The organism is Scytonema sp. NUACC21 (assembly GCF_054684315.1).
The window spans coordinates 44,659-70,930 of the sequence record NZ_BAAFZH010000064.1 but is presented as its reverse complement, the minus strand read 5'-3'; the positions used below and the strand labels follow the sequence as shown (position 1 = coordinate 70,930).

Annotated in this window: 22 protein-coding genes; 10 read left to right on the top strand and 12 right to left on the bottom strand. The window is 42.0% G+C overall.

Going from position 1 to position 26,272, the window contains the following annotated elements; all coding sequences use genetic code 11:
• Window positions 1-38 precede the first annotated feature (38 nt).
• Window positions 39-3,797 carry a WD40 repeat domain-containing protein gene (locus ACYRY3_RS11015; protein WP_460201717.1) on the bottom strand — a complete coding sequence of 1,253 codons (3,759 nt, stop codon included), beginning with the start codon at window positions 3,795-3,797 and terminating at the stop codon, window positions 39-41.
• A gap of 321 nt (window positions 3,798-4,118) precedes the next feature.
• On the opposite strand from ACYRY3_RS11015, the gene nuoB reads away from it, so the two are divergent.
• The 4 genes from nuoB to ACYRY3_RS10995 all read left to right on the top strand — a co-directional run bounded on the left by nuoB (window position 4,119) and on the right by ACYRY3_RS10995 (window position 11,284).
• The gene (nuoB, locus tag ACYRY3_RS11010) at window positions 4,119-4,814 is read left to right on the top strand and encodes an NADH-quinone oxidoreductase subunit NuoB (protein ID WP_460201716.1); all 696 of its coding nucleotides are present in this window, start codon (window positions 4,119-4,121) and stop codon (window positions 4,812-4,814) included.
• A gap of 89 nt (window positions 4,815-4,903) precedes the next feature.
• The gene (locus ACYRY3_RS11005) at window positions 4,904-5,830 is read left to right on the top strand and encodes a TerB family tellurite resistance protein (protein WP_460201715.1); all 927 of its coding nucleotides are present in this window, start codon (window positions 4,904-4,906) and stop codon (window positions 5,828-5,830) included.
• Between the two features lie 167 nt (window positions 5,831-5,997).
• On the top strand, window positions 5,998-6,666 hold the full coding sequence (locus ACYRY3_RS11000; protein ID WP_460201714.1) for a Coq4 family protein: 669 nt from the start codon (window positions 5,998-6,000) through the stop codon (window positions 6,664-6,666).
• A 16-nt stretch (window positions 6,667-6,682) separates the two neighbouring features.
• Window positions 6,683-11,284: a cytochrome P450 gene (locus ACYRY3_RS10995; protein WP_460201713.1), complete on the top strand. Its 4,602-nt coding sequence runs from the start codon at window positions 6,683-6,685 to the stop codon at window positions 11,282-11,284.
• 89 nt (window positions 11,285-11,373) lie between these two features.
• On the opposite strand, the gene coaE is transcribed toward ACYRY3_RS10995, so the two are convergent.
• The 8 genes from coaE to ACYRY3_RS10955 all read right to left on the bottom strand — a co-directional run bounded on the left by coaE (window position 11,374) and on the right by ACYRY3_RS10955 (window position 19,138).
• The gene (gene coaE / locus ACYRY3_RS10990) at window positions 11,374-11,967 is read right to left on the bottom strand and encodes a dephospho-CoA kinase (RefSeq protein WP_460201712.1); all 594 of its coding nucleotides are present in this window, start codon (window positions 11,965-11,967) and stop codon (window positions 11,374-11,376) included.
• 88 nt (window positions 11,968-12,055) lie between these two features.
• Window positions 12,056-12,607, bottom strand: coding sequence for a calcium-binding protein (locus ACYRY3_RS10985; protein WP_460201711.1), 552 nt, complete (start codon window positions 12,605-12,607; stop codon window positions 12,056-12,058).
• Between the two features lie 631 nt (window positions 12,608-13,238).
• The gene (gene cobA, locus ACYRY3_RS10980) at window positions 13,239-14,864 is read right to left on the bottom strand and encodes a uroporphyrinogen-III C-methyltransferase (protein WP_460201710.1); all 1,626 of its coding nucleotides are present in this window, start codon (window positions 14,862-14,864) and stop codon (window positions 13,239-13,241) included.
• 3 nt (window positions 14,865-14,867) lie between these two features.
• Entirely contained in the window at window positions 14,868-15,329 is a 462-nt protein-coding gene (locus ACYRY3_RS10975; RefSeq protein WP_460201709.1) for a tetratricopeptide repeat protein, read from the bottom strand.
• Window positions 15,330-15,352: 23 nt separating this feature from the next.
• A complete protein-coding gene (locus ACYRY3_RS10970; RefSeq protein ID WP_460201708.1) occupies window positions 15,353-15,718 on the bottom strand; it encodes a hypothetical protein in 366 nt (121 codons plus the stop codon).
• Window positions 15,719-15,744: 26 nt separating this feature from the next.
• Window positions 15,745-16,368, bottom strand: coding sequence for an AAA family ATPase (locus ACYRY3_RS10965; RefSeq protein ID WP_460201707.1), 624 nt, complete (start codon window positions 16,366-16,368; stop codon window positions 15,745-15,747).
• Between the two features lies 1 nt (window position 16,369).
• Entirely contained in the window at window positions 16,370-18,271 is a 1,902-nt protein-coding gene (locus tag ACYRY3_RS10960) for a caspase family protein (protein ID WP_460201706.1), read from the bottom strand.
• 9 nt (window positions 18,272-18,280) lie between these two features.
• Window positions 18,281-19,138, bottom strand: a complete 858-nt coding sequence (locus ACYRY3_RS10955; RefSeq protein WP_460201704.1) for a hypothetical protein — start codon at window positions 19,136-19,138, stop codon at window positions 18,281-18,283.
• A 361-nt stretch (window positions 19,139-19,499) separates the two neighbouring features.
• Here ACYRY3_RS10955 and mutL point away from each other — a divergent pair, with 361 nt between their 5' ends.
• The gene (gene mutL, locus ACYRY3_RS10950; protein WP_460201703.1) at window positions 19,500-21,221 is read left to right on the top strand and encodes a DNA mismatch repair endonuclease MutL; all 1,722 of its coding nucleotides are present in this window, start codon (window positions 19,500-19,502) and stop codon (window positions 21,219-21,221) included.
• Here mutL and ACYRY3_RS10945 read toward each other — a convergent pair.
• Window positions 21,218-22,411 (bottom strand): PP2C family protein-serine/threonine phosphatase, encoded by a 1,194-nt coding sequence (locus ACYRY3_RS10945; protein ID WP_460201702.1) that lies wholly within the window; start codon window positions 22,409-22,411, stop codon window positions 21,218-21,220. The two genes, mutL and ACYRY3_RS10945, sit on opposite strands and share 4 nt — an antisense overlap.
• Before the next feature lie 156 nt (window positions 22,412-22,567).
• Between ACYRY3_RS10945 and ACYRY3_RS10940 the strand changes: the two genes are divergently transcribed.
• The 3 genes from ACYRY3_RS10940 (at window position 22,568) to ACYRY3_RS10930 (ending at window position 24,421) form a co-directional block, all read left to right on the top strand.
• Entirely contained in the window at window positions 22,568-22,984 is a 417-nt protein-coding gene (locus tag ACYRY3_RS10940) for an ATP-binding protein (protein ID WP_460201701.1), read from the top strand.
• Between the two features lie 226 nt (window positions 22,985-23,210).
• On the top strand, window positions 23,211-23,534 hold the full coding sequence (locus ACYRY3_RS10935; protein WP_460201700.1) for an STAS domain-containing protein: 324 nt from the start codon (window positions 23,211-23,213) through the stop codon (window positions 23,532-23,534).
• A 308-nt stretch (window positions 23,535-23,842) separates the two neighbouring features.
• A complete protein-coding gene (locus tag ACYRY3_RS10930; protein ID WP_460201699.1) occupies window positions 23,843-24,421 on the top strand; it encodes a Uma2 family endonuclease in 579 nt (192 codons plus the stop codon).
• A 285-nt stretch (window positions 24,422-24,706) separates the two neighbouring features.
• Here the strand turns inward: ACYRY3_RS10930 and ACYRY3_RS10925 are convergent, their stop codons facing one another.
• Both ACYRY3_RS10925 and ACYRY3_RS10920 read right to left on the bottom strand, forming a co-directional pair.
• Window positions 24,707-25,270 carry a 3'-5' exonuclease gene (locus ACYRY3_RS10925; RefSeq protein ID WP_460201698.1) on the bottom strand — a complete coding sequence of 188 codons (564 nt, stop codon included), beginning with the start codon at window positions 25,268-25,270 and terminating at the stop codon, window positions 24,707-24,709.
• Window positions 25,271-25,306: 36 nt separating this feature from the next.
• Window positions 25,307-25,630 carry a hypothetical protein gene (locus ACYRY3_RS10920; RefSeq protein WP_460201697.1) on the bottom strand — a complete coding sequence of 108 codons (324 nt, stop codon included), beginning with the start codon at window positions 25,628-25,630 and terminating at the stop codon, window positions 25,307-25,309.
• 130 nt (window positions 25,631-25,760) lie between these two features.
• On the opposite strand from ACYRY3_RS10920, the gene petN reads away from it, so the two are divergent.
• Together petN and ACYRY3_RS10910 are read left to right on the top strand one after the other, a co-directional pair.
• The gene (gene petN, locus ACYRY3_RS10915; protein WP_072040835.1) at window positions 25,761-25,850 is read left to right on the top strand and encodes a cytochrome b6-f complex subunit PetN; all 90 of its coding nucleotides are present in this window, start codon (window positions 25,761-25,763) and stop codon (window positions 25,848-25,850) included.
• 4 nt (window positions 25,851-25,854) lie between these two features.
• The gene (locus ACYRY3_RS10910) at window positions 25,855-26,022 is read left to right on the top strand and encodes a hypothetical protein (protein WP_460201728.1); all 168 of its coding nucleotides are present in this window, start codon (window positions 25,855-25,857) and stop codon (window positions 26,020-26,022) included.
• Window positions 26,023-26,272 lie beyond the last annotated feature (250 nt).

Genomic DNA, 26,272 nt, shown 5'->3' with positions numbered 1-26,272 from the left:
TCTCAATATTTTCTCACAAATGGTTTAGGATTGCTATATCAGCTCATTTTATCCTCAACTGCTCCGAGAGCAAGCAAATTTGATTTTTGTGCCTCTGTCAAACCCGTGACTCCATAAATGTTCATTGCTTCATAAAGACGTTCGATTCTCAAAGTCTTAATACACTCTTTTTTCTGCACATCCCAAATTTTTAGGGTAGCATCTCCATCCCCACTTACGAAAAGCTTCCCCTCAGGGCTAAAAGCAACAGATATCACCCAGAAATCATGGTCAGTTAAGGTTGCAATGCAACAAAGAGTTGCTACATCCCAGAATTTGATGGTGCTATCGCTGCTACCAGTGGCAAGGATATTGCCATCAGGACTAAAAGCAATCGTCCACACCCAGTTTTGGTGTGCTTGGAATAGACGAAGGCATTGACCTGTTGCTATATCCCACAACCCCACGGTACCATCAGCGCTACCAGTGGCAAGGATATTTCCTTTGGGGCTAATGGCAACCCACCAAGCCCAACTGCTGTGTCCTTTAAATCTTTGATTGCACTGCCATGTTTCTAAATCCCAAATTATTGCAGCTTCGTCAAAACCACCTACTGCAAGTTTCTTGCCATCTGGGCTAAAAGAAAGTGACAAAGTAATAGGTGCTTTTAGAGTTCGCAAGATTTGACCTGTTGCTATATCCCACAACTTAACAGTACAGTCGTAGCTGCTAGTTGCAAGGAGATGACCATCAGGACTAAAGGTAGCTTTTGTTACCGTACCCGTATGTCCTTTCAAAATTTTCAAGCACTGTCCTGTTGAAACATCCCACAATCGGATTGTTTGGTCAGCACTACTACTTGCTATGGTACGCCCATCGGGACTAAAGGCTACCGAAAATAAAAAATCAGTGTGTCCGGTAAAACGGCGGTACTCACCATCTAAATTCCACAGTCTTATAATGCGATCGTAACCACCACTCACAATGGTTGCTCCTTGTTCTGTTTCCCCTTCGGAACCGATAGGAGCAAAAGCCAAGCAACCTACCCAATTGTGCATTCCCTGGAATGTTCTGATACATTCTCCACTAGTAATATTCCATAGCCTTACCGAAAAGTCATCCCCACCACTAGCAAGCAGGGTTTCTTGTGGGTTAGTCGCGATCGCGTAGATAGAATTATTATGTCCTTGCAAAGTTTTAATGCATCGCTTGCTAGGAACATCCCAAACTCGAATCGTTGTGTCTATACTAGAGCTTGCAAGGCTATTTCCATTATCCAAAAAAATCACCTTAGGCACTCCATTACCGTGTCCTTGCAAAGTTCCAATACATATGCCCTTATCGACATCCCAAAGCCTAATAATTGGATCTAAAGCGCTACTCGCAAGCAACCCTGAAGGGCTGAATGTCACAGACCTAACGCAGTCTGTATGACCGGGCAAAGTTTTGATACAGCTACCCGTACTGAATTCCCATAGCTTGACCGTTTTATCATCACCACCACTGGCAAGAATGCTGCCATCCGGACTCAGTGCCAGACCAAAGATTGCGCCTTTATGTCCCTGTAAAATTTGAGTACACTCTCCCGTGCTTAGATTCCAAACTCCGATATCAGAGTCTGCACCTCCGCTCACTAGTAAGCTACCACAAGGAGAAAAAACAACAGCAAAAGCACCTCCGGCATGACCTTCCAGAGTTCTTAAACATTGCCCGGTTGTCATATCCCATAATTTAATGTTATCATTTTGTGCTCCACTAGCAAGTATGCTGCCGTCTGGGCTAAAGGCAACACACCAAGCAGAACCTGAATGCCCCTGATAGCCCATCAGTTGTTGACCGGTGACGGCATCCCACAGACAAATTTGACCTTCTGTATGAGATGTCGCAAGGATTTTGCCATCAGGGCTAAACACCGCAGAAACAGTGCTAGAAAAAGTTTTGGCAAATACAGACTTAGATAAATCGCTACAAGCAAAGTTAACTCGTTTTAAAGAAGTTTCTTGGAGATATGCTTGCCAAATTGTTAGGTGAGAGAAGTTATATCCGGTCAAGTCACTTTGTATGTAACTCATCAAGTTAAGAATATTACCACCTGCGTATCCGGGTTCTGGGGAGTGGGGGAGGGAGTGAGGGAGTGAGGGAATGGAGAGATATTGGGGGTTTTGAATTGGTGTGTGTTGCAGTTGGTACAGAATTTGAGAAAGCCAATTTTCAATTGCTGACTTAGTTCTTAGGTTTAACAGTAACTGTTCAATAATGGGCTGGAGAATTAACTTAGTTTGAGCAATTCTAATGTTATCTTTGGCTGTCGCTTTCATCAAAGCATGACTTTGGAATAAAGGTAATGAGGAAGAAAACCTTTCTTTATCTCCCAAGTCCCCCAAGTCTCCCCTATCTCCTCTGTCTTCCCTGTCCCCTTGTCCCCTTATTCCCTTGCCCATTTCCACAATTTCAGCGCAAACTTGTTGAATGAAATTTCCCGTGACGTACTCCATCACCACAGGTTGAAGAGTAAATTGCACGGAAGTTTGTAGGGCTGTTTTTTTCTCGATTAAACTTCGCCTGCAAAGAGAATCTAATGCTTCCAAAAGTTTCATTGAGGATATAGGTAGGACTAAATCCCCACGCAACTCTGCTAGTGTGACTGGTTCTCGGTTAATTGCCAACCAGTACATTAGGTCTTTTTCTAGTGTGGAAAGACGATGAAATTGCTGTTCTAATAAGTCATAAATGCTACCAAAAACTGTAGTACCTTGAGTCCGAAACTCGTTGATATCGCCGTCAAACAATTCCTGAATTGTAGTAGCAATAATTTTCAGAGCAAGAGGATTACCAGAGTAATGTTGTATGAGTTCTTGCCAATCTGCGTCCGTTCCGCAAAAAAAGCTTTTGGTTCTGACTAACTCTAGCGCTGCGCCAGTACTTAAGCCTGGTAAATGTAAAGACCGAACCGGCAAGGTTTCCCCTTCTAAGATTGTAATTTCTTGTGGCTTTTCCCGACTTGTCAGCACCACACAGCTTTGATGAACTGTTTCTCCTACTTGCTTTATAAGTTCTTTGTAGTCCTCATAGCCAGTTTGGTAATGCCCGGAGTGCTCATGGCTAGCTAATATCGACTCCACATTATCTAACACAATCAAGCAGCGGTGCGATCGCAAATGTTCCAAAAATTGTGCAATACTATCGCCCGTATTTTGGGATAAGTTTATCGGTTGACCGTTGGCAAAAAATTTCAGCAAACTTGCCAATAAGTCTTTGAGAGGCGTGCTGTTACGAAGACTGCGCCAAGCGACAAACTCAAAATCTGTTTGAATTTGAGTTGCTAGTTTTACAGATAAAGAAGATTTGCCAATTCCCCCCATTCCTAGTAAAACAATAAGTCGGCAGCGATCGTTAACAATCCAATGCTCTAGTTGAGAGAGTTCCTCTGTACGCCCAAAGAAAATGGAAACATCGACAGCTTGTCCCCAATCACAGTAAGAAGTAGGTGGGGATGAGTCTTCTCCCTGTTCCCGTGTCCCTGTATCCTCTTCATTCGACTCCCGCCTACCCACTTTTAGATAATCGCTTGTAGTTAACTCCAAGCCAAAAGCTCTAAAGAAATACTCAAGGCTTTGCTTGTCAACTCCTTCTTCCCGTGCCAGCACCTTAGAAACTGTAAAAGGAGCTAACTGAGTCCGATAGCTCAATTCCTCCAAGGTGAACCTTGCTCCATCGTTGTCCTGGATTTCCGCCTGATACCTGGCTTCTTGTAGTTTATTCAGTCCTTGAAGGCTGAGGATAACACCACGCCTGCGTCGTTGCTTGTGTTTTTCCATGAGGTACAGGGCTCAGTCAGGCTATAATTTTACACCCTCAAAAGCTGTTTCTGAGATTTCTTTATGTTTGATACACCTTAACGGCTGTAGCGCTAAGTTAGGCAAAGAAAAAAGTCTAAAACCCTTGCAACCCCACCAATAACCAATGACAAATGACCAATGACAACCTTCACTTGTTAAGTTAGCACCTTAAAACCTTTATCTTTACTAGTGCAGATAAGAACATTATCGGAAACTGTAGTCATTGGTGATGTAGTTATCAACGTTCCGGAAAGCGGAATTTTTCAAGAACACATTTAAACACTATGGGGGAATCGACCCATGACTAACTCAGTAATCAATCCAATTGAACATCCTCAAGTAACGCAACAACTTTCTGAAAATATTATCCTTACAACTGTAGATGACCTTTACAATTGGGCAAAAATGTCCAGTTTGTATCCCATGATGTTTGGGACAGCCTGCTGCTTCATGGAATTTATGGCTGCCTATGCCTCTCGCTTTGATATGGAAAGATATGGCATGATACCCCGTGCCACTCCCCGACAGGCAGACTTGTTAATTACAGCAGGTACAATCACCATGAAGTACGCCCCAAACTTGGTGCGGCTTTACGAACAAATGCCAGAACCAAAGTACGTCATTGCGATGGGAGCGTGTACGATTACAGGTGGTATGTTCTGCGTCGATTCTCCTTCCGCTATTCGAGGTGTAGATAAGTTAATTCCAGTCGATGTCTACATACCGGGATGCCCACCCAGACCAGAGGCTGTCATTGATGCAATTATTAAACTGCGGAAAAAGATTTCTGATGAAAGTATTCAACAAAGGTACCAAACTCAACAAACTCACCGCTACTACAGCATTCCTCACAGAATGAAAGCCGTCAGCCCTATTAATGATGGGCAATATTTAAACAGCCTATCACGGAAAACTCCACCAAAGGAACTTCCTGTAGCTAAGGAATTGGAATTACCTCTGGCACTGGAAGTCACTCCAACTTCTCAAAATGTTTAAAAAGTTTGCGTATAAGCAATGGGTTTGGGGCATATGGAATCCTTAACATTTTACCACTCCCTATTCCCCATTGCTCACTTCCCGCATTTATGCATATTGCTGTCTTTTTTTCTCAAGAACTACCATTGGTGCTTGGGGTGCTGATGACTGTGGCAGCTAAACCAGAGGCACTTACTGCACGCGAGTATCAGCTTTTACAAATAATCAACGAATTGCATCAATCTTCTGTTGTCCTTCATGACTTATCCCCAATCGCACCAACAAAAATTGCTGAAGCCATCACCCATCCCCACCAACGCCAACGCTTGCTTCAAATGGCAATGGTCATGGCAATGGTCGATGGAGAAATAAAACCCAATCAGCAGAAAGCACTGCGAAAGCTAGCAGACGAACTTTGTGTTAAAGATGACAGTTTGCGAGTCCTATACAAAGCAGCTACCGGACACAAGCTGTTGGTACAAGTAAATATTATGCGGCAGTTGATGAGTAAATATATGGGTGCAGCCTGTCACCAAGAAGGAATTGCTGACATCAAAAAGATAGTCACCCCGTCCTACTTGAATTGTGGTGAAGACCCGGAAATTGCGTGGAATTACCGACAGTTAGGTTTGCTTCCACTAGGAACTTTGGGACGTACATACTGGGAACATTGCACCCGCCAGCGCTTTAACTTTCCTGGTGAAGTTGGTGGGATTCCAGAACATTTGGTGTTTCATGATTTTACTCATATTTTGTCAGGCTACGACACCTCTTCCCAAGGAGAAATCCAGCAAGGGGCATTTCAAGCTGGTTTTATTCGCGAAAATGGTTTTGTGTCTCTCCTATTTGTGATTCTGCATTTTCACAGGGGAATACACATTGAGTTATTTGATATACAGTTGGTAATGCAAGCCCTACAGCGTGGTGCAGCCTGCAAAGTAGACTTTTCAAATAATTGGAATGTCTGGGAAGTCGTGGATATATCTGTAGAGGAGTTGCGCGATCGCTATAGTATTCCACCTCTAAACCATTATTAATACACTATTAGAAAATAAGTTTAGAGTGATATAGAAATCCAAGAGTAATTTTTGAAACACTCGTAGGGTGGGCACTGCCCACCGTTGTTCAATTGCTGGGGCATAGACCACCCTACATTCCTTCCGGGAAATATGGTTTAGATTGATATTAAACCCGCATACAAAATATGTTAACTAAACTTAAACAGCTTAAAACACTTATAACTTCTAAACCATCTGAAAATCTCGGTGATTTTGCTATTTTAAAATCCGATCTACTAGGTGCAAAAGCAAAGCCGGAAATAGCATCGAAATTACAACAAGTTGTGGGATATCACCCCTATATTAATTTGGAAGAGTTAAGCAAATACCCCGAAGGGACTTTTGGACGGGAATATGCAGATTATATGCGAGAAAATAATCTGAAGCCATTTAACATCAGCCCCGAACTAGAAGAAGTTGCCAAACGCAATGTATTTGCCCTGCGATATGTAGTTACCCACGATATTTTTCATCTCTTGCTTGGCTTTGACACCAGTTATGCAGGAGAAATAGGGGTATATGCTTTTGCTGCTGCTCAAAACTACAGCAAATCTTTAAAAATCAGCCTGTGGTTTGCAAGATTGCTTTATCCTATCTTAGCTCCCCAACAGCGCCAAGAGATCTTTAATAATATAGAAAAAGGAGTTAAAATTGGAAAAAAAGCAGAGTTTCTATTAGGATTTCGTTTTAAAGAACATTGGGCGAAACCAATCAATGAATTAAGAGAACGATTGGGTTTACCACAATTTGATAAAGATTTAGGTAAAAAAGCACAATTTATAGGTGGTGGGCAGTGCCCACCCTACTACTACTAACTACTAACTAAAAAAGATGATTTCAATTGAAAAAGATTCCCTAAACCTGAGCAATAGTCAACTGCCTCCAAGAATACGCGCACCAAAATTTCTTCAATATCTCTGGGGTATTTTGCAACAACCAGATTATCTTGAAAAAATGCAAAAGCGTTATGGAGACATCTTTATAAGCGAATTTGCTGGCTTTCCTACTTCAGTAGTTATCAGCAATCCCCAAGGAATTCAAGAAGTTTTCACCGCTGATGCTAAGTTGTTTGAAACAGGTCCTGGCAACAGTATTATGCAACCCTTAGTAGGGTTAAACTCGTTAATATTATTAGATGGCGATCGCCACATACAACGACGCAAGTTGTTGATGCCTCCCTTTCATGGCGAGAGAATGCGGGCTTACGGTCATCTTATGTGTGCCATTACTGAGAAAGTGATGAGCCCAATCCAGATTGGCAAAACATTTGTAGCTCGTAAATATATGCAAGAAATTTCCTTGATAGTTATTTTACGAGCCGTTTTTGGTCTAGAGGAGGGAGAACGTTACCAACAAATTAAAGGAGCTTTAAATGCTATATTGACTTCTTTTGAAACTCCCTCAAAAACAATGGTGCTATTCTTCAAAGGACTACAACACGATCTAGGTTCTTGGAGCCCTTGGGGATACTTTTTGCGGCAAAGAGAAGCTCTCGACAAATTAATTTACCAAGAAATTCAAGAACGTAGAAACCAACCTGATTCTTCAAGAGAAGATATTTTAAACCTTTTACTATCAGCGAGAGATGATGTAGGTCAACCGATGACAGATGTTGAGCTGCGCGATGAATTAATGTCCATGCTTTTTGCCGGACATGAAACGACAGCAACAGCTTTATCGTGGGCATTATACTGGATTCACAATATACCAGAAGTCCGTGAAAAACTGCTGCAAGAATTGAACTCCATTGATAGCGCTCACACCGAACCAACAGAAATAGCTAAATTGCCTTATTTAAGTGCTGTTTGTTCGGAAACATTAAGAATGTACCCAGTTGTTTTCTTCACCCAAGCAAGAATTCTCCAAGCCCCCATGCGACTTATAGGCTATGAAATACCAAAGGGAATGATGTTGGCACCATGTATTTATTTGACTCACCATCGCCCAGACATTTACCAACAACCCAAACAGTTTAAACCGGTAACGGGTGGGTCAGTTTCTAACATTGATGGGTTAATCCGTGCTAACGGTAATGCTAACCTATTTCTGCTCAATCCTAATGGGATTATTTTTGGGCGTAATGCCGAGCTGAATATTGGCGGTTCATTTGTGGCAAGTACGGCGAGTAGCCTGAAATTTGCTGATGGCGCAGAGTTTAGTGCGCTCGCTCCCCAAACCACACCCCTGCTGACCGTGAGTGTTCCTATTGGTCTGCAATATGGGGAGACTGCGGGAAGCATCCGAAACCTTTCCCAGGCAACTAATAATATTGGCGAGCTTGTTGGTCTAGAGGTGGAGCCAAGTAAAACCTTGGCACTTGTAGGCGGTTATGTGGAGTTAGATGGGGGAATTTTGCAAGCTCCAGGAGGTCAAGTGGAATTGGGAGGATTGGCACAATTAGGAACGGTAGCACTAAATTTTACTGGCAACAACTTAAGTTTGAATTTTCCCCAGAATGTACAAAGAGCAGACGTGTCTCTTATCAATAGCGCTGACGTGAATGTACTCGCTGATGGTGGTGGTAGTATCGCCATTAACGCCCAGAACTTGAATATGGGTGGAGGAAGTAGACTGCAAGCAGGAATAAATTCCGATTTGGGTTCTATTGGTAGCCAGGCGGGGAATGTTGAAATTAATGCGACAGGAATAGTAAACATTAATGACAGCTCAATTATCAATGCACTGTTACCAAGGTCTGTGGGTAAGGGGGGCGACATTAATATCACGACTGGATCGCTTGCTGTAACAAATGGTGCTCAAGTAGCTGCTAGCACCCTTGGGCAGGGGAATGCTGGCAATCTAACTATACTGGCCCGCAATACAGTTTCCTTTGATGGAAAAAGTAGCAATGGATTATCTACTAGTGCGGCATTCAGTACTGTAGAGTCTGGAGCCGTAGGCAAGGGTGGCAACATTAATATCACAACTGGGTCGCTTTCTTTGACTAACGAAGCATCGCTAAATGCTGCAACTCGTGGACAGGGGGATGCGGGCAGTGTAAAGATAGATGCCCGCGATATCGTTACCTTTGACGGAGGTGATATCTTTACTAATGTGGTTATTGGAGCTGTAGGCACAGGTGGCAACATCAATATCACAACAGGATCGCTCTCGATAAGCAACGGTGCTCAACTGGTTGCCGGCACTAATGGACAAGGAAATGCGGGTAATGTGACGATTAATGCCCGTGATACCGTCTCTCTAGACAGTGCGGTAGATAAGAGTTCTACTGCAGTATTCAGCACTGTGGGACGAGAAGCAGTCGGTAAAGGTGGCAATATCAACATCACTACTGGGTCACTCTCTTTGACCAATGGTTCAAACTTGGTAACTAGCACCTTTGGACAGGGAGATGCAGGCAATGTGATGATTAATGCCCGCGATACCGTCTCCTTAGCCGGGGTAAAAAGCAGTAGCAGTAGAGTACCTAGTGCAGTATTCAGCACTGTGGAACGAGAAGCAGTCGGCAAAGGTGGCAATATCAACATCACTACTGGGTCACTCTCTTTAACCAATGGGGCTCAAATTTCAGTTGCTAATCGCGCTAGGCAGGGAAATGCGGGCAATGTGGTGATTAATGCTCGTGACAAAGTTTTCCTAGATGGGGTAGGTAGCAATAAATTACTTAGTGCAGTATTCAGCTCTGTGGAACGAGAAGCAGTAGGTAACGGTGGCAATATTAACATCACCACTGGCTCGCTCTTTTTGACCAATGGGGCTCGACTAACAGCTAGCACCCTTGGACAGGGAGATGCAGGCAATGTGGTAATTAATGCCCGTGATGCGGTTTTCCTAGATGGGGTAAGTAGCAATGGATTTTCCAGTGCAGTACTTAGCGCTTTAGGACAAGGAGCAGTAGGCAAAAGTGGTAACATCAACATTACAACCGGGTCGTTCTCCATGACTAATGGTGCTCAACTGATTGCTAGCACCGATGGACAAGGAGATGCTGGTAACATCAACATTACAACTGGGTTGTTCTCCATGACTAATGGTGCTCAACTGTTTACCAGCACTAGTGGACAAGGAGATGCAGGCAATGTGGTGATTAACGCCTATAATAATGTCTCTCTGGATTCATCTAGTGCAGTATTCAGCGCTGTGGAACGAGAAGCAGTCGGCAAAGGTGGCAATATCGATATCACTACCAGGTCACTCTCTTTGACCAACGGTGCCCAACTGATTACCACTACTTTTGCACAGGGAAACGCAGGAAATATTCAAATCAGAGCAACTGAAGCCGTCAAGATTTCTGGTACTGATACGAAAGGACTCTCCAGTGCATTATTTACACTTACAGCACCCACTTCTACAGGCACAGGAGGCAGCATAACTGTGGATGCTGGTGTTTTTTATCTATCAAATGGTGCTCTTTTGGATACGCGTACCAGTAATAACCGTAAAGGTGGCGATATCACAGTCAATGCTAGGAGCTTTGAAGTATTCAATGGAGGGCAAATGCTCACCATTACCGAAGGCAGTGGGCGTGCGGGTAAGATTACTGTCAATGCTACTAAGCAAGTGACTGTCTCTGGCAGTGATGCCACTTTTAACGATCGAGTTGCTCAATTTGGTACGGATGTTAGAAATCTTGGTCCTGCTAGCGGCTTTTTTGTTCAGTCTGAAAGAGCGGGAATTGCAGGCGACATTGAAGTGACTGCACCCTCTATTTTTTTGAACGACCAGGGAAGGTTAATCGCTGAATCTGCATCTGGTAATGGTGGAAACATCATCCTAGGAGTTCAAGACTTGTTACTCTTGCGTCGTGGCAGCATAATCTCTACAACTGCAGGCACAGCACAGCAACCAGGAGATGGCGGTAACATCACAATTAATACCCCAAATGGCTTCATCGTTGCCGTCCCAAGCGAAGATAGCAACATCAGCGCCAATGCATTCACTGGTAAGGGTGGTAGAGTTGATATCACCGCACAAGGAATTTTTGGCATTCAGTCCCGCCCAAGCCTAACTTCCCTAAGTGACATCACCGCCAGTTCTGAATTTGGTATTGACGGCACTGTAGAACTTAATACACCTGATGTAAACCTTAGTAGCGGGTTAGTCAACCTGCCTGCCGTACCAGTTGATACCCAAGTCGCCCAAGCCTGTACTGCGGGTAGCTCTATAGCTAAAAGCAAATTTACAATCGCCGGACGTGGCGGTTTACCCCCTAACCCCGGTGAAGCCCTCAACACTGATGCAGTGCAGGTAGATTTGGTGACTCTCAACCCAGAAGTGGCTCAAAGCTCTACTCCAGCAGTTTCTACAAATCCCACTAGCCCAACACCAGCTCGTATCGTAGAAGCTACAGGTTGGGTGATTGATGCTGATGGCAACGTGGTCTTTACAGCAAATCCAACCACCATCATGTCCCATAGTTCCTGGCAGAGAATAGCTGATTGCCGTGCGTTCAATCAGCAGCCAGGAGGTTGATGAGCGCAAATTGCACTGTTCATTTTAGGGACTTCCAGAAAATAAAATATACAATATTTAATGACTAAATGTCATACTGCTACCTAAAATTAACTACGTAAAGTCATGAGGGCGTTATCTATTTGTTGAAGTAGCACTCCCAAAGTCAAAGAATTATCTAACACTGCATCTGCACGCGCTACTTTTTCTGCCATTAACATTTGACTTTTAATCCTGGCTTGTGCCTGCTCTAAAGTCAAATTATTCCGTCGCATCAATCTTTCTAATTGCTGTTCTTCAGAACAACTGACTACCCAGATTTCCGTCACTAAATCGGTCATTTTCGCTTCAAACAATAACGGCACAACTAAGACTATTGTTTGTACAGGTGATTGGGCTATTGCTTCAAGAAAGCGAGAGCGCACGTAAGGATGAATCAAACCTTCTACCCAGTTGCGTTCCTCTTGGTTGTTGAAGATAATCTCACCCAGCTTTTGACGGTTGAGGCTGCCATCTGCAAGTAAAATTTCTTCTCCGTAACGTTTAGCGATCGCGTGAAGGATTGGCGACCCCACAGACACCGCATCTCTAGCATAAATATCTGCATCTAAAATTGGCAAATTGTAAGCACTAGCTAAATGGCTGGCAACAGTAGTTTTACCTGTAGCAATGCCTCCAGTTAACCCAATTATGTGTTTAGTCATTTGTCATCAGTTTGCCATCGGTCATTTGTTCACCATACCAAAACTCGACAACTTCAATCCAATCAAAAGTTGCCGATAATGTGTTTCATCATTTTACTGTTATTGTATTTCTGCAAGATTTTGACAAATCACTGGTAATTAAGTTGCCCAAGGGGAAATCATCCTCTAAGCCTTCCCACCATTTAAAATCGTGAATGGTAGCATAACCATCTCCAAGGTAGTAAGCATATCCGTTCACAAAAGTAGTAGTTTCCTGACCAAGTACAAACTTATCTGCGCCCTCTCCACCAGTCAAATTATCATATTCAGTACCTTCAGTATCCCTGCCATAGCCATAAAGGATATCATTCCCATTACCGCCATCTAACCAGTCACTACCAGGCTCACCATGATACCATTCTCCTAAGGTGTCATCACCATCGCTACCAAATAAGTAATCATTGCCTTGATAGCCCACAACAGCGTCATTGCCAGCATCACCGATAATTACATCCGTGCCTTCAAAGCCATACAGTGCATCATCACCTTCATCGCCACGCATATAATCGTTTTCTGAAGTTCCAAATAACGCCGTATGGAACTTACCATCTGGACCTGTGGTGCTGTTATCATTGTAGATAGTACCAAAAATATCAGCCATTTTTTTCTCCTGATTTTCTGAGTTTTTCCTCATTAAAGTTAAAGGCTAGTATTAGCCAATAAACGCAATGAGTTATGTCCTAGATAAGTGTGCAATTAGTTCTTGCATTTCTCTACAATCCCGTTAAAATCACTTACTCCTTAAGACAAGAGAGGTTCGCGGGATCTTGTAATCATTTAGAAAAAACTACTCCTTTCCCGCCAAAGGATTACCTATTAAAAAACAGCCATAGCAAAGCGTGTGTGTTAACACATAGACGCCACGAACGCAAAGGTTTAAGATAGTAACTGTGTACTGAGACGGGAGTAATCAGAAAGGAAAGCTTGTTTGCTTTCTTGTCTATAACTCAAAGGAAAAAGTAGAGTTTTCTACAAAATTTAAAAAATTAATTTATGTAAAAAAATGCAGAACTATTGTCTGTACGGTTTATCAATCATCTAGATACAGCAAATTGCAACTAAATGACCACGACATCATGAGTCCGTTTGGGACAAGGTAGGATAAACCCGTTGTCAGATCCACTCAAACCTGTTCCTGCACCACGGCTTTAAGTGCATCATAAAACCTACCTTGGAAATAGGGGTTAGGGAAGAGGGTTTTTCATGTTTGGAGATGAAATTTGTTCATCTCTTTAAGAATTTGCGATCCATTTAACGATCGCTTGAATTAAGCCCTCTAAAGTATACTCCTCTGCTTCTACATCCACTCGTCCAAATAAAGAAAGACAAGTTTTGGAAGTTTGGGGACCGATGGAAGCAATACAAACTTTCTCCAGGGATTGTGCGATCGCAGACGCTTGTTCTTCCTGAGAATTACCGGAGAAAACCTTTTTTGCAAGCTGATAAAAAAATTGTACTGTTTTGGAACTTGTAAAAGTAATAACATCCACAGTTCCATTTTGCAGTGCTAGCTGTGCTGCTGGTGGTACGTTATCCGGACAACCCGATTGATATGCTGCTACTTCTACAATCTCTGCTCCTTTTGCTGTTAATTCTTGCACCAAAACTTCCCGTCCACCGCTTTCTACTCTGGGAAATAAAACTTTTTTCCCCGTAAGTTCTTCAGGAAAGTTTTCTACCAAAGAATCTGCAACAAACTTGGGAGGGATAAAGTCTGCTTGAAGACAGCGTTGTTTGAGGTTTTGGGCAGTCTTTTCCCCAACAACAGCAATTTTGGTTCCAGCCAAAGTACGTGCATCTTTACCTTGGGCAAACAACCTTTCAAAAAAGTAGTCTACGCCGTTAGTAGAAGTGAGAATCAACCAGTGAAAGTCAGATATCTGTGAAATTGCCTTATCCAAACCTTCCCAACTCGAAGGTGGACCAATTTCTAAAGTTGGCATTTCAATAACATTTGCACCGTGTGAGGTAAGGATTTGTGTAAATTGGCTGGATTGTCCTCCAGCCCGTGTTACTAGAATAGTTTTACCTGTCAGGGAAATAGAGGAGGAGGGGGAGGGGGGAAGGTTGGTTTGCATAATGTTAGGGTGCGAAGCGTTAGATAATGAGATACCTTCTGTTGATATTGTCTCAGGAGGTTGCAAGTATTGACGCAGTCCCACAACTTCCCCAATGACAACGATCGCTGGCGACAGTGAAACACCAGAGGTTTGCTCAAGTATATTTTCTAACGTCCCTACCCAGATTTGTTGTTGGGGAGTTGCAGCCCATTTGATAATGGCTATGGGTGTCCCACGCGATCGCCCTTGCCGTAAAAGTCGATGTACAATTTCACCTAGTTGCCCCGCCCCCATCAAAGCAACGACTGTCTCCAACCGTGACAAAGCCTCCCAGTCTAAAGCATCCGGTTCATGGGCGGTAAATACGGCAAAACACCGGCTCATAACTGGATCTGTTAGGGGAATTCCCGCCAGTAGAGGTGCTGCTAGGGCTGAGGAGATTCCCGGTACAACTTCAAAAGCACAACCAGCAGCTTTTAGCGCTTCAATTTCAGAAGTACTGCGACCAAAAATAAATGGGTCACCGGACTTGAGGCGGACAACTTGTTTTCCTTCTAAACAATACTTCACCAGTAACTTGTTAATCTCACCTTGAGGCGTACTGGGTTTTCCACCTCGTTTTCCTACATTTAAGAGCAAACACTCAGGTGGTACCCATTGCAACAACTTTGTATCTACCAAAGCATCGTAAACCAATACCTCAGCGATCGATAAAAGTTTGTAAGCTTTTACCGTTAAATATGCAATATCTCCAGGTCCTGCACCAACAAGGTAGGCTTTGCCCTTTGCTTCACTCATGGGTCAATTTTTTGTTAGTTTCTCAAGAATACGATTGATTTCCTCTACTTTTTGAGCTTGACGCTGTGCTTGCAATAAGTCTCGTGCTTGTTGCAGTACTGTAATTGCTTCTTCTTTCTTTTCTTGACGCATCAAAGCATTTGATAGACGAAAATAAGCATCGACCTTTTTTGGTGCGCGTTGTATCACATCCTGAAATTGTTGGGTTGCTTCTTCTACTTTTCCTTGTTGCATTAAAGCATCCCCCAGCAGTAGACGAACTACATCATTGGTTGAATTTCTGGAAATGACTTGGCGAAAAGCTGTTTCTGCGCCTTTGTAATCTTCTTGCTGGTAAAGAGTCACTCCTTTTTGGAAAAGATTAGAGGTAATTAAGGTTTTCCAGGAAAAATAACCGATAAGCCCGACACCAGAAGTAACAGCAGCTACAGCCAAAATAGAACTAGGTTGAAAATTGTCAAACATTATTTTAACAGTAATAGCTAAAACTAACTCTCTTCTAATCCTAAGCTGAGGATACCTAAAATTTTACCAACTTGATTCAAAAAATATTCATTCAAATCAACTTCTATCGTTGTTTCTCTTAACTGCATAAATTTCCAACTACTTCCGGTGGTCACAGCACCCAGTATCTGGCTGACCTGCTTTCCCTTTTGTTGATTAAAAATTTGAGCTGCTATCATTTCCGCCATACATTGTCCCAAACCAGCCTCGATGTTCTCATTTTTTGCCTCTACCACTGCGATAACTGGTGACGTAATGACTAACTGTTCCGGAGAACGACTTATAAGAAAATCACAATAACCACTTAGACCTTTTTCTATATCAACAGTAAAGTCTTTACCAGAAAACAAACTGACTTTTTGCGGGTAGATTCGCTTTAATTCATATCAATATCACTCTTATCAATCTCGTCAATGAGCAGCACAGCCGGTCTGCCCGGTCGAGATTGATGAAATGCCATACCCATCGGTCCCAACCTCAAGTATTTGCCAACGTCAGGTTCTGCAATCTCACCTTTCTCACCGACTTTTTGCCTGAGTAGGGAGGTTTCTTGCAGTCGGCCAATAGCATCGTAGGCATACAGTCCATCCTTCAAGGTAGTGCGAGAAACAATTGACCAGCGATAGGGTCCAGGCAGCCCCAGTTCATATGCCACCGCATAAGCTAAGGATGTCTTACCAGAACCTGGATTCCCCTCAATTAGCAAAGGGCGGCGCAAACACAATGCAGCATTAACTAATTCTACCGCTTCCTTGCTGGCAACAAACTCCAACGCCCGTGGGTCGATTTTGCCCGTGCTTTGTTGGCTGTTTTTTGACTTCGCTTCTTTTTCTCTTTTCCACTCTTCGACTGACAGACCAAAGGTTCGCCAAGGTGGGGGGGGTGGGATGCGATCCAGATGCTGTTGCTGCTCTTTTGGCGTTGGCAATTTATCAGCACTTAGGGTTAAGCCACGGTAGATGCGAAGGTCCTGCTGTCTGGGTGTTTGCTCACTCGGCATTTTATTCCACCACTTTGGTATTTAAGGGTCTACAGCGTCGGGAAGGCTTGGGATATAGATCGTCCCAGAAAAGTGTTATTTCTGAGTCTTTTTCTTGTTTGCGTAAACTACGTATTTTGTCAGGCCAATTCTTCCATTTTGATATTTTTATATGACCTTCGTCCCCTTCAACAAGAGGTTTGCTCTTATTTCGACTCCAGACTGCGATCGCTTTGCTTTCCTCAATCATTTCCAAGTCTAATTGTGATGGTTGTGTGCCGATGTAGTAAATTTCGGAGTTTGGGCCATCATTATTACCCCATAAGGCTTTTTTCTTCTCACAAATCTCATCACGAATTTCACGAAAATCTAGATCGAAATATCGTTCAAATGAGTTGATAAAAATTGGGTACTCCTTCCCCAATGGAGAAGAGTTTCTGCCACGTAAAAAACAAATTTTTTCTAAAGGCTCTTGATAAAACTCTATCGGCAGAAAAATTTCAATTGTAGGAGGTTTTACCGAGGAAGGTAAACTATAACGCGCTTTGCGAATTAATTTCGACAAAAAATCTTCTTTTTCTAGGCATATTCGCAAACTATCACTCTTTTCCACGCCTTGTGGTTTCAACACTACATTCTCTGCAAACCTACCCAATGGTAATTTTTGACTTTCAATCCAAAGATTCATATTAAAAAGAAACGAGCCAGTTGTCATCCCTGTATTTCTCTTTCCATCTACTTCCGGCTCGATTTCAATTTGAATCCTCAAATCCACTTTCTGAATCAAAGGTTTAAATTCATCCTCAAACAATTCTTTTACAAACTTTTTAATTTTATCTAATTCCACTCCTTTTCTATATTCAGAGATGCTTTTTTGCCATTCTTCAATTTCTTTATCAAGGCTTGAATTGTCTCTTCTATTATCATCGCGATCGCAGAATCTTTGCCTACACCATTCTGAACAGGCAATCAGTGGGCAAATTCCATCTGACACTGGTTTAATTGATAAATCTTTTAATTTATCTTTTAGATCTGGCTCATCTAAAATAAATTCTTCAAGAAATTTGCTACTTAAAAGAAATGAATTGATAAAAAATAAATTCTCTTCAAGTGAATTTTTTAAAATTTCTGAGAGGCTGTTTATAAATTCCTGACGTTTCTTTTCCCATGTCCGCAAAGTTTTAGGTAAAATAGGAAGAAATTTAGCCGAAGTCTCAGTTCCCGCAATGCTATATTGAACGCGTTGCTCTTTAGAAGGAATATTTTGTTTAATCTCTTCTACTAGCTTATCTAGATTGATATACCCCAGAGTCTTTAAACCCACATCCTCAGACAATTTCTTAACTGCATTTGCAAGTGCATTAGATAATACACCTTCGTTTGCTGTTTGCTTTGCACGACAGGCAGCAATAGCATGAACGGCAATATTCGTCTCTTTTTCGACTGGTTGATATTGCTGAATTACCTTTAAGGCAAAATTCGTAACATCTATTGCACCAGATCCCGAATGACAAGTATCGATAATATAAAGAATTTGGGATATTTTTACTCCCTTATTAATTAGAGGGCGGACTAAATCTTTTGTCAGTAAAGCAGTCGTGCCAATTTTGTCAATAATGGTATCTTTCATTACCAGATAATGTCCATCTCCTGGCAGACAATCCCCATGACCAGAATAGTAGAAAATTACAACATCATTTTCGCAACGCTTTTCATCTTGAAGCCAGTCGGCAAATTGGTTTTTGAGAGTAGTAGCCTCCGGATTCAATTGCAAGTCTTCCAAAACTCGCTCATAACCGAAATGTTGAGTAAATAGGTTGACTACCGTTTCTACGTCTGTATTAACACTAGGTAATGGATCGTACTTATCCAAATATTCACTTGTTCCACAAGCAATTAGATAATACCGAGTTTTTCCATCCATATTGCTCGCTCATTCATCAATCAGACCCAACTTAATTGCTTCTCCTGTTTCGGCTGCCGTGAGATAACGACTTGCATCGTGAGCATTAGCACCGTTATCAACTAGCTTGTCTTCCACAGAACCCTGAAATAAAGGGTTTAGCCGTTTTTCCAGAGCAACAACATCTCCCCGGTCGGCAATATTGATCCACTTTTCTACACTCCCCGGCCACTGACCTAAATTATCCTGGGGTGCTGGGTCTAGTCGGTCAAAAATCAGCCGTTTTATTCCCAAGGGGGAACCCAAAGTAACAAAAACTTTGACAGACCATTCTGGATGCTGGCATAAGGTCTCGTAACAGACGATTGACCCTAAAGAATGACCCACAAGTACGCGGGTATCTTCATCAATAGCCTCCACAACTCTCTCTCGAATTTGATTTCTCCTATCGCGATCGTGTAAGTAACCGCCAACTTGTTTGAGGTAAAAAATTACGATTTTCTCGGCAACACCACCAAAATACTTAGAATTACTTACGATTCTTAGAGCCTTTTGAACAAATCCGGGTGTTGCTTTTTCCCTTGATGGTTCGCTTGGACCTCTAATACCGTCTTCTACTTTTGCCGCTTCTTCCCACCATTGTAGAAGGAGTTCCTTCTCCCAATCCGAGTCAATATCGCTGGCATCATAGTTAGGTACCCCAGTTCCTGACTTCGGGCGACCCCTGAACAGGTCTCCGTAAAATGCACAGCAAAATTCTCGCTCGGACTCTAATCTAACCCCTGCACGTTCCAAACCATCTTTAAGTGCTGGCAACCATTGGGCATGGATTGTATTGCTACCTCTATATTCCTGGTTAATTCCATGAACACCCACAATCTTAGCCATAGCTGTATTAATCTAAGTTCGACGGGTTGATTTATGTACAAAAAATCCTAAAACTGTAATAGAAGCAAAAAAATAAGCAAGGTGTCTTATCAATAGACATAGGAGTGGAAATTAATTATGCGTTATCTTAAGCCTTTGTAAAGACGCGCCATGGCTCGTCTCTACATTCTTTGTTGGAGATGTCTAATGCCCACTATTATATCCCGTTAGGACATCACAAAGTTCTTGAGACTCATATTTCGGGGCTACCACGCTCCCGTGTATTTCAGGTGTATGTTGTGACTCTGTTGGTGAAGGGCACTTCACGATCCAGAAGCCCCTAGTTGTTAAAGAAGTTCGCTCATCTTGTATACTGTGACCTATGGTACACATGATTCAAGCTCTACCAGCAGAAGTTGTCCATCTCATTACAGCCGGAGAGGTCATCGACTCTTTAGCTTCTGTCGTTCGAGAATTGGTTGAAAATTCTTTAGACGCAGGTGCGACTAGAATTGTCATTTCTCTTTGGCCCCAGCAATGGCGTGTCCGCGTGGCAGACAATGGCTGTGGAATGACCTTAGATGACTTAAAACGAGCAGCGACTGCTCACAGTACCAGTAAAATCCGTCGTTGTGCAGATTTGTGGAAAATTACCAGCTTGGGTTTTCGTGGAGAGGCACTGCACAGTTTGACGACTTTAGCCGATTTAGAAATATTAAGCCGTCCGCAGGGTGGGGATGAAGGTTGGCGAATTGTCTATGGTTATGAAGGAGAAACTCTGCTTGTAGAAGCAGCAGCTATTGCCCCCGGTACCGTTGTCACAGTCTCCAATCTATTTGAAAATTGGGCATCTCGTCGTGAGGGATTGCCATCACTTGCACAGCAAATGAAAGCAGTGCAAGCCACAATTCAACAAATTGCTTTGTGTCATCCCCACATAACTTGGCAAGTTTGTCAAAATGACCGTGAATGGTTTACCATTAGCCCTGCAACTAAAATTGGTCAACTACTGCCTCAAATTCTAAATCAGGTAAAAGAGGCAGATCTACACGAATTAAAACTGGAAATACCAAACCCTCAAGAGTCAGCAGTTAACACTCAACACTCAGCATTGCACTTAGTCATAGGATTACCCGACCGCTGTCACCGCCGCCGCCCGGACTGGGTAAGGGTTGCTGTCAACGGACGAATGGTAAAGTTACAGGAGTTAGAGCAAACTATCCTGAGCGCATTTCACAGAACCTTACCACGCGATCGCTATCCTGTTTGTTTTCTGCACCTATTTATTTCTCCCGAACAAGTCAACTGGAATCGCAACCCGGCAAAATCAGAAATTTATCTCAACCAAATCGGTTATTGGCAAGAACAAACTTCTCAAGCGATTGAGAAAGCACTCCGCATCAACTCTACATCCCTCGGAGAAGCTTTCCACACAACACGGGTGAGCCAATTACTCAAAGCCGCAGAAGAGAATGGCTTTTACAATCTCAATCCATCCAATTCCACCGAACAAGACTCGACTTCTGACGCTTTTACAGGGGAAGAAGTCTTCGCCCCTACTCCCCTTGCTGTCAAAGCTGTTGCTCAAGTCAATAACACCTACATCGTGGCAGAACATCCTGGTGGGCTGTGGTTAGTGGAACAGCATATTGCCCACGAACGCATTTTATACGAACAGCTTTGCGATAACTGGCGGCTTGTTCCTATCGAACCATCCATCATTCTCTACCAATTGTCTCCCGCTCAAGTCACACAACTGCAACATATTGGTTTGGATATAGAACCCTTTGGCGAACAACTTTGGGCAGTCCGTACCGTACCCGTACTTTTACAGCAGCGAGACGATACTGCGGAAGCCATTTTAGAACTGAGTTTGGGTGGTGATTTACAGACAGCACAGGTAGCTGTTGCTTGTCGCAGCGCAATTCGCAACGGCACACCCTTGAGCTTGGAAGAAATGCAAACAATACTAGATCGATGGCAGCGCACCCGCAACCCACGTACCTGTCCCCACGGACGCCCAATTTGCTTATCTTTGGAAGAGCCAGCTTTAGCCCGTTTCTTTCGGCGTCGTTGGGTTATTGGTAAAAGTCACGGGATTTAATTTTCAAAGGTAACTTTTAATATAGATAAATCATCATCAAAAGTGGTTCTAGCATTGATAGACATAATGTCAGCCAGCACCCGGTTAAGATTATAAGTCTTTGCTCCAGTACAGTTTATCAGTACATTAATAAAATCATTGAGTTCCCAAACCCTTTCATCGGGTTGCACAATTTCGTATGCCCCATCACTAAATATGTATAAAGTAGTGTTTTTTTCCATTTCAACACGACTCTGTTCAAAATCATCATCTGGTAAAAAACCTATGGGACAACTTAGAGAGTTTAGTTTTTGAACCTGAGTGTTGTGTTCTGGTGTATTAGATAGCAACACGGCTGGTGGATGTCCGGCGTTAGCATATACGAGTTGGTGTTGGGAACTGTTATAAACTCCATACCAAATTGTAAAGTACTTATCATTGTGACTGTCCATTTGGAAAGCTTGGTTGAGCGCCCTGAGAACTTGGTTTGGTTGACAAAAATTCGTTTTTGGTAACGATCGCGATCGCAAGACATTCAGCACGGAAACAGATAGTAGGGCTGCACCTACTCCGTGTCCCGATACATCCAATAAATAAATTGCTAAATTCTCATTATCAATCCAGAAGTAATCAAAGCAATCACCGCCAAGTCTTACAGAAGGAAGAAACACAGATTCTGTCTTGACTGCACCTACAAGTGGTGGTGGTAGTAGCGATCGCACGTAATCAGCAGCCTCAGCCAATTCTGCTTCCAAAATTTGTTTTTGAATTTGTAAATTTTGATTGACAACCTGCAAAGCTTGTTTTTGGTTTTGTAAATCTTGATGGAGTTGATGTAATCTTAGCCCAGCTCTGACTCGTGCCTTTATTTCATTAATCTCAATTGGTTTAGAAACAAATTCATCTGCTCCAGCATCAAGCCCCTCTACCCTATCTCCTTCCTCACCAGGAGCTGCACCCCTAGCAGTCAGTAGAATGAAAAAAGTTGTTGCTAATTCTGGATCTGCCTTAATTTTACGACAGACTTCCAGCCCATCCAGCCCGGACATCATCCAGTCACAGATAATCAAAGCTGGACGTAGCTGTTTTGCCAATACAATCCCTTCCTCACCATTACTGGCAATAGAGACGTCATACCCCTGTTTTTGCAGTGTTCTTCTTAGTGCCATCCGCACTATGGGATCGTCATCGATGATTAAAATTTTAAACATAATTAGCTAGTTTATAAATATAATCAAACTCAAATTTTCAATCGCTGAAAATTCACTAATTTTAATAAGTTTTTGTTTCAGTTAACAGGCTTAAATTTTAGAGACGACAAATGAATTCCAACCTATGATGGAAAGAAGAGTTTTTTTACTAAAAAAGTGAATATTAGAATTCATCTAAAAATTCATACAAGTCTTAGTCTTTATCCTGATGTTTTGTCATGGTTCGAGCAAATCAATCAACCTCCTCTTCCCGATAAAAAAAATTTTTGGCATTGTCAAACACTACTTATAGAGGGATTTACTAATATAGTGGAACATGCTCATAAAAATTTACCAACTGAGACTCCTATTGAGATAGAAGCAGTACGTTCGGAAAAAAGTATAGAAATTCGTATTTGGGCTTATGGTCAGCCTTTTAACTTAGAGGAGAAGTTACAAGAACTAGGTGAATTGGAGGAAAATGAAGAAGAACGCGGACGCGGTTTAAAAATCATGGCAGCTATTGCAGACAAATTAGAATACCAGCGGACAGTAGATAATCGTTACTGCTTATTTATGTGTAAATATTATTAAATAATTTAGTAACATCGGTATTTCCACTTAACTAGGAATTAAAAGTTAGTGGGCTTCTTGAGCAATTTGCTTGAACGATAAACTGTTACAATTCATAATAAAAACTGCTGAACTGGTTATAATCTCATGGTAGTTGAATAAATTTTTTTGCTGTACGATACCAGTTTTAGCCTGTTCAAAATATAAAGTAAATAAGTAGCTAAAAATATTCTAATACGTTATAATTATGAACCCTAGTGTTAACGTGCTTCAACTGTCTGGCGTCATAGACGGTTCTAGAGGAAATGAACTGCGTAGCGAAGTGAAAGATATTATGGCTACTGGAGCCAACATTGTGTTAATAGACTTGCAGGATGTTAAGTTTATCGATAGTTCCGGCTTGGGCGCTTTAGTATCCGCAATGAAGGTTGTGCGAAACTCCGGCGGTAAACTTTATGTATGTTCTATGAATGACCAAGTCAAAATGTTGTTCGAGTTGACTAAGATGGATCGCATTTTTGAAAGATTCCGCGATCGGGAAGAATTCAATCGCCACATCTTTGAAGGTTAGAAGTTTAGTTAAATTTACCCCCCTGATATCATGTTCGCATAAAGACTTATCATTAAGGCAGATGGGGAGATGGGGAGATGGGGGGCGGGTTTTCCGGTTTTTGCGATTATTGTTTAATAATAACTAATTAACCGAAGTATGAAGGCTAAAGGATGAAAGTAACAGGCTTATACTACAAACTTGACCACGAGCGTGCATTTGTGAGCCTTATTTCTGCTGATGTGTAATAGTCTGTTAAATAGTTGCTACAGCTTAAGACTCTTAATATTATGCAATATACATGATTGTTTATTAACTCTTTACTCATCATGAACGCTATTACATTACACATCAAACCCGTGATTGAACTTACTGACGAGCAATTTTATCTTTTGTGTAGGAAAAATCCTGATGTAAAATTTGAACGAAATGCTAACGGAGAACTTATTATCATGTCCCCAACAGGAGGAGAAACGGGTAATTGTAATGCTGAAATGATGATTGATTTTGGAATCTGGAATCGACAAGCCAAGTTGGGAAAAGTCTTTGATTCTTCAACTGCCTTTAAACTTCCCAATGGTGCCGATCGTTCTCCTGATATTGCTTGGATTGAACAAGAACGATGGTATGCACTTACGACTGAGGAAAGGGAGAAATTTCCTCCCATTGCTCCAGATTTTGTTTTAGAGTTGATGTCTCCCTCGGATGACTTAAAAAAAGCACAAGAGAAAATGCAGGAATATATGGAAAACCAAGTCAAACTTGGGTGGTTGATTGACAGAAAAAACCGCAGAGTAGAAATCTACCGACTTGGAAAAGAAGTAGAAGTCTTAGAAGCACCGACAGAACTATCAGGAGAAGATGTTTTACCCGGTTTCGTTCTCAATTTGCAAGCTGTGTGGGAATAGTATAAAAAGGCTCTCTGTATGAAGGCTAAAGGATGAAAGTAACAGGCTTATACTACAAACTTGACCACGAGCGTGCATTTGTGAGCCTTATTTGCGCTGATGTATAATAGTCTGTTAAATAGTTGCTACAGCTTAAGACTCTTAATATTAGCGGTAACTCGTAATGACTAGGTTGACTCCGCTAGCACTTGTAAGCGTAATATTTCGGCACTTGGGTCGTTCTGGTCGATTATTAATAAACGTAAGTTGATAGGACAACCTTAATTGACCAAAGGGTATATCCTATTATTTACATCTCTGAGTTTTTATATGTCGATATATAGCTGCAATATTACGGGCATCGTCAATTCCCCGATGGTGTGTTCCTTTCAATTCTAGACCTAAATGTTGAAGAGCCTTTGCCATGCCAAATCCTTTGGAAACACCAAGATATTCTGAAAATTCTTTTTTTATATTTCTGTGTTCTGAACCAAATGGGTAGGGAACATTGTGGAACTCACAATCTTGAATAAATTGCTTTTTATCATAGTTTCCCCAAGAACAGAAAATATGTCTTGGAAATAAATCAAGCCATGTTTTAAAATGAGAAAGAGCCTGTGGAAATGTGGGTGCTCGATCAACATCTTGTTGAGAAATGGTGGTTAATTCTATGCAAAAGGGAGTTAATTGTTTGTGTCTTACAGGTTTGATAAACTGCTGAAACTCCGAATCTATCTCCCATGTGGCACTGTTGAGCATGACGGCACCAATTTCAATCATCTCCATTTCTTCACTGGGAATAGTGCCGTCATCGGAGCAAGTTGCTTCTAAATCAACTATCAAAAAATAGCTGGCTTGGTTGGGTTTCATGGGGAAGTTAGTGGTTAGTGGTTAGTAGGGAAAAGATTATTTAAAGGTTTTAATCCAGCCAAATTGCAGAGCGATATCAAGAGCAAGCCCAGCTAATCCAAACCCCAATATACTCTCAATTCCCGTGACACCAAACAATAAACTACAAAAAGCAGCGATACCTGACCGGGTTAACCACTGCAAATTCAATGTATCCATCTGCAAAATATTCAGGAAGTTAAAATATTTTACGAGAATTAAACTATTTAGTAAATTGGTGATATGGAAAGCGAAGGTCAAGCATACACTAGCAAGCACACCAGCCTTCAAGGACTCTATACGTTCTGCCATAAGTTGAGTGTTAAAAACTTTGTTCACCATTCTTGCTGAAATTGTTAAGGTGGTACTGTTGAGCGATCGTAAAGCTTTGAGCCACAAACGTCAGTTCAGGGCACGCTTCCAGTATCATTAAGATTGAAGTTGTTTCGTAAATTTGTTTAAAAGTATCGCTATGGACATTTTGACGCTAGGCTGGGTCTCTCTACTGGTTGTTTTTACTTGGTCAATCGCAATGGTAGTGTGGGGTCGTAACGGGCTCTAAGAGAATGGTGGAAAGTCCATTTCTAAGTATTTTAGCTTTACTGGCTTTGGTACTGCTTGTGGTAGTTACTGGAGGCATTGGTTATTTGACGCTGTCAGATTGGCGCGATCGCCGTCTGCGAGAACAAGAAAAACGCGAAGTACGAAGTTCTACTCCTAAAAAGCGCAAATGATTCCTTTGCCTTTAAGTGAGAATAGAGCAGTTTTCTTGGTTCAATTATCTTTGTGTAGGGATACGATCGCTCGTTTCCCTACAGTGTTTTACTTGCTATTTATACCTGGGATATGTTATTATTTCGCAGCTAAAAAACCTGGTAAAGGAATTGATTTGGGCTTATAGATTTCCTACCAAATTATTGTTGAAAGCATCGCGGGCAAATCAAATGTTTTTCCGAGCCAGGTGAAGGTTCTAAGTTTTGGATA

Coding starts and splice junctions, on each gene's coding strand:
- petN (WP_072040835.1), top strand. CDS start 25,761: ATGGACATTTTGACGCTAGGCTGGGTCTCTCTACTGGTTGTTTTTACT.
- ACYRY3_RS10965 (WP_460201707.1), bottom strand. CDS start 16,368: ATGCCGAGTGAGCAAACACCCAGACAGCAGGACCTTCGCATCTACCGT.
- ACYRY3_RS11005 (WP_460201715.1), top strand. CDS start 4,904: ATGCATATTGCTGTCTTTTTTTCTCAAGAACTACCATTGGTGCTTGGG.
- cobA (WP_460201710.1), bottom strand. CDS start 14,864: ATGAGTGAAGCAAAGGGCAAAGCCTACCTTGTTGGTGCAGGACCTGGA.
- nuoB (WP_460201716.1), top strand. CDS start 4,119: ATGACTAACTCAGTAATCAATCCAATTGAACATCCTCAAGTAACGCAA.
- ACYRY3_RS10960 (WP_460201706.1), bottom strand. CDS start 18,271: ATGGATGGAAAAACTCGGTATTATCTAATTGCTTGTGGAACAAGTGAA.
- ACYRY3_RS11015 (WP_460201717.1), bottom strand. CDS start 3,797: ATGGAAAAACACAAGCAACGACGCAGGCGTGGTGTTATCCTCAGCCTT.
- ACYRY3_RS10995 (WP_460201713.1), top strand. CDS start 6,683: ATGATTTCAATTGAAAAAGATTCCCTAAACCTGAGCAATAGTCAACTG.
- ACYRY3_RS10925 (WP_460201698.1), bottom strand. CDS start 25,270: ATGAAACCCAACCAAGCCAGCTATTTTTTGATAGTTGATTTAGAAGCA.
- ACYRY3_RS10985 (WP_460201711.1), bottom strand. CDS start 12,607: ATGGCTGATATTTTTGGTACTATCTACAATGATAACAGCACCACAGGT.
- mutL (WP_460201703.1), top strand. CDS start 19,500: ATGGTACACATGATTCAAGCTCTACCAGCAGAAGTTGTCCATCTCATT.
- ACYRY3_RS10920 (WP_460201697.1), bottom strand. CDS start 25,630: ATGGTGAACAAAGTTTTTAACACTCAACTTATGGCAGAACGTATAGAG.
- coaE (WP_460201712.1), bottom strand. CDS start 11,967: ATGACTAAACACATAATTGGGTTAACTGGAGGCATTGCTACAGGTAAA.
- ACYRY3_RS10910 (WP_460201728.1), top strand. CDS start 25,855: ATGGTGGAAAGTCCATTTCTAAGTATTTTAGCTTTACTGGCTTTGGTA.
- ACYRY3_RS10975 (WP_460201709.1), bottom strand. CDS start 15,329: ATGTTTGACAATTTTCAACCTAGTTCTATTTTGGCTGTAGCTGCTGTT.
- ACYRY3_RS11000 (WP_460201714.1), top strand. CDS start 5,998: ATGTTAACTAAACTTAAACAGCTTAAAACACTTATAACTTCTAAACCA.
- ACYRY3_RS10930 (WP_460201699.1), top strand. CDS start 23,843: ATGAACGCTATTACATTACACATCAAACCCGTGATTGAACTTACTGAC.
- ACYRY3_RS10955 (WP_460201704.1), bottom strand. CDS start 19,138: ATGGCTAAGATTGTGGGTGTTCATGGAATTAACCAGGAATATAGAGGT.
- ACYRY3_RS10945 (WP_460201702.1), bottom strand. CDS start 22,411: ATGTTTAAAATTTTAATCATCGATGACGATCCCATAGTGCGGATGGCA.
- ACYRY3_RS10935 (WP_460201700.1), top strand. CDS start 23,211: ATGAACCCTAGTGTTAACGTGCTTCAACTGTCTGGCGTCATAGACGGT.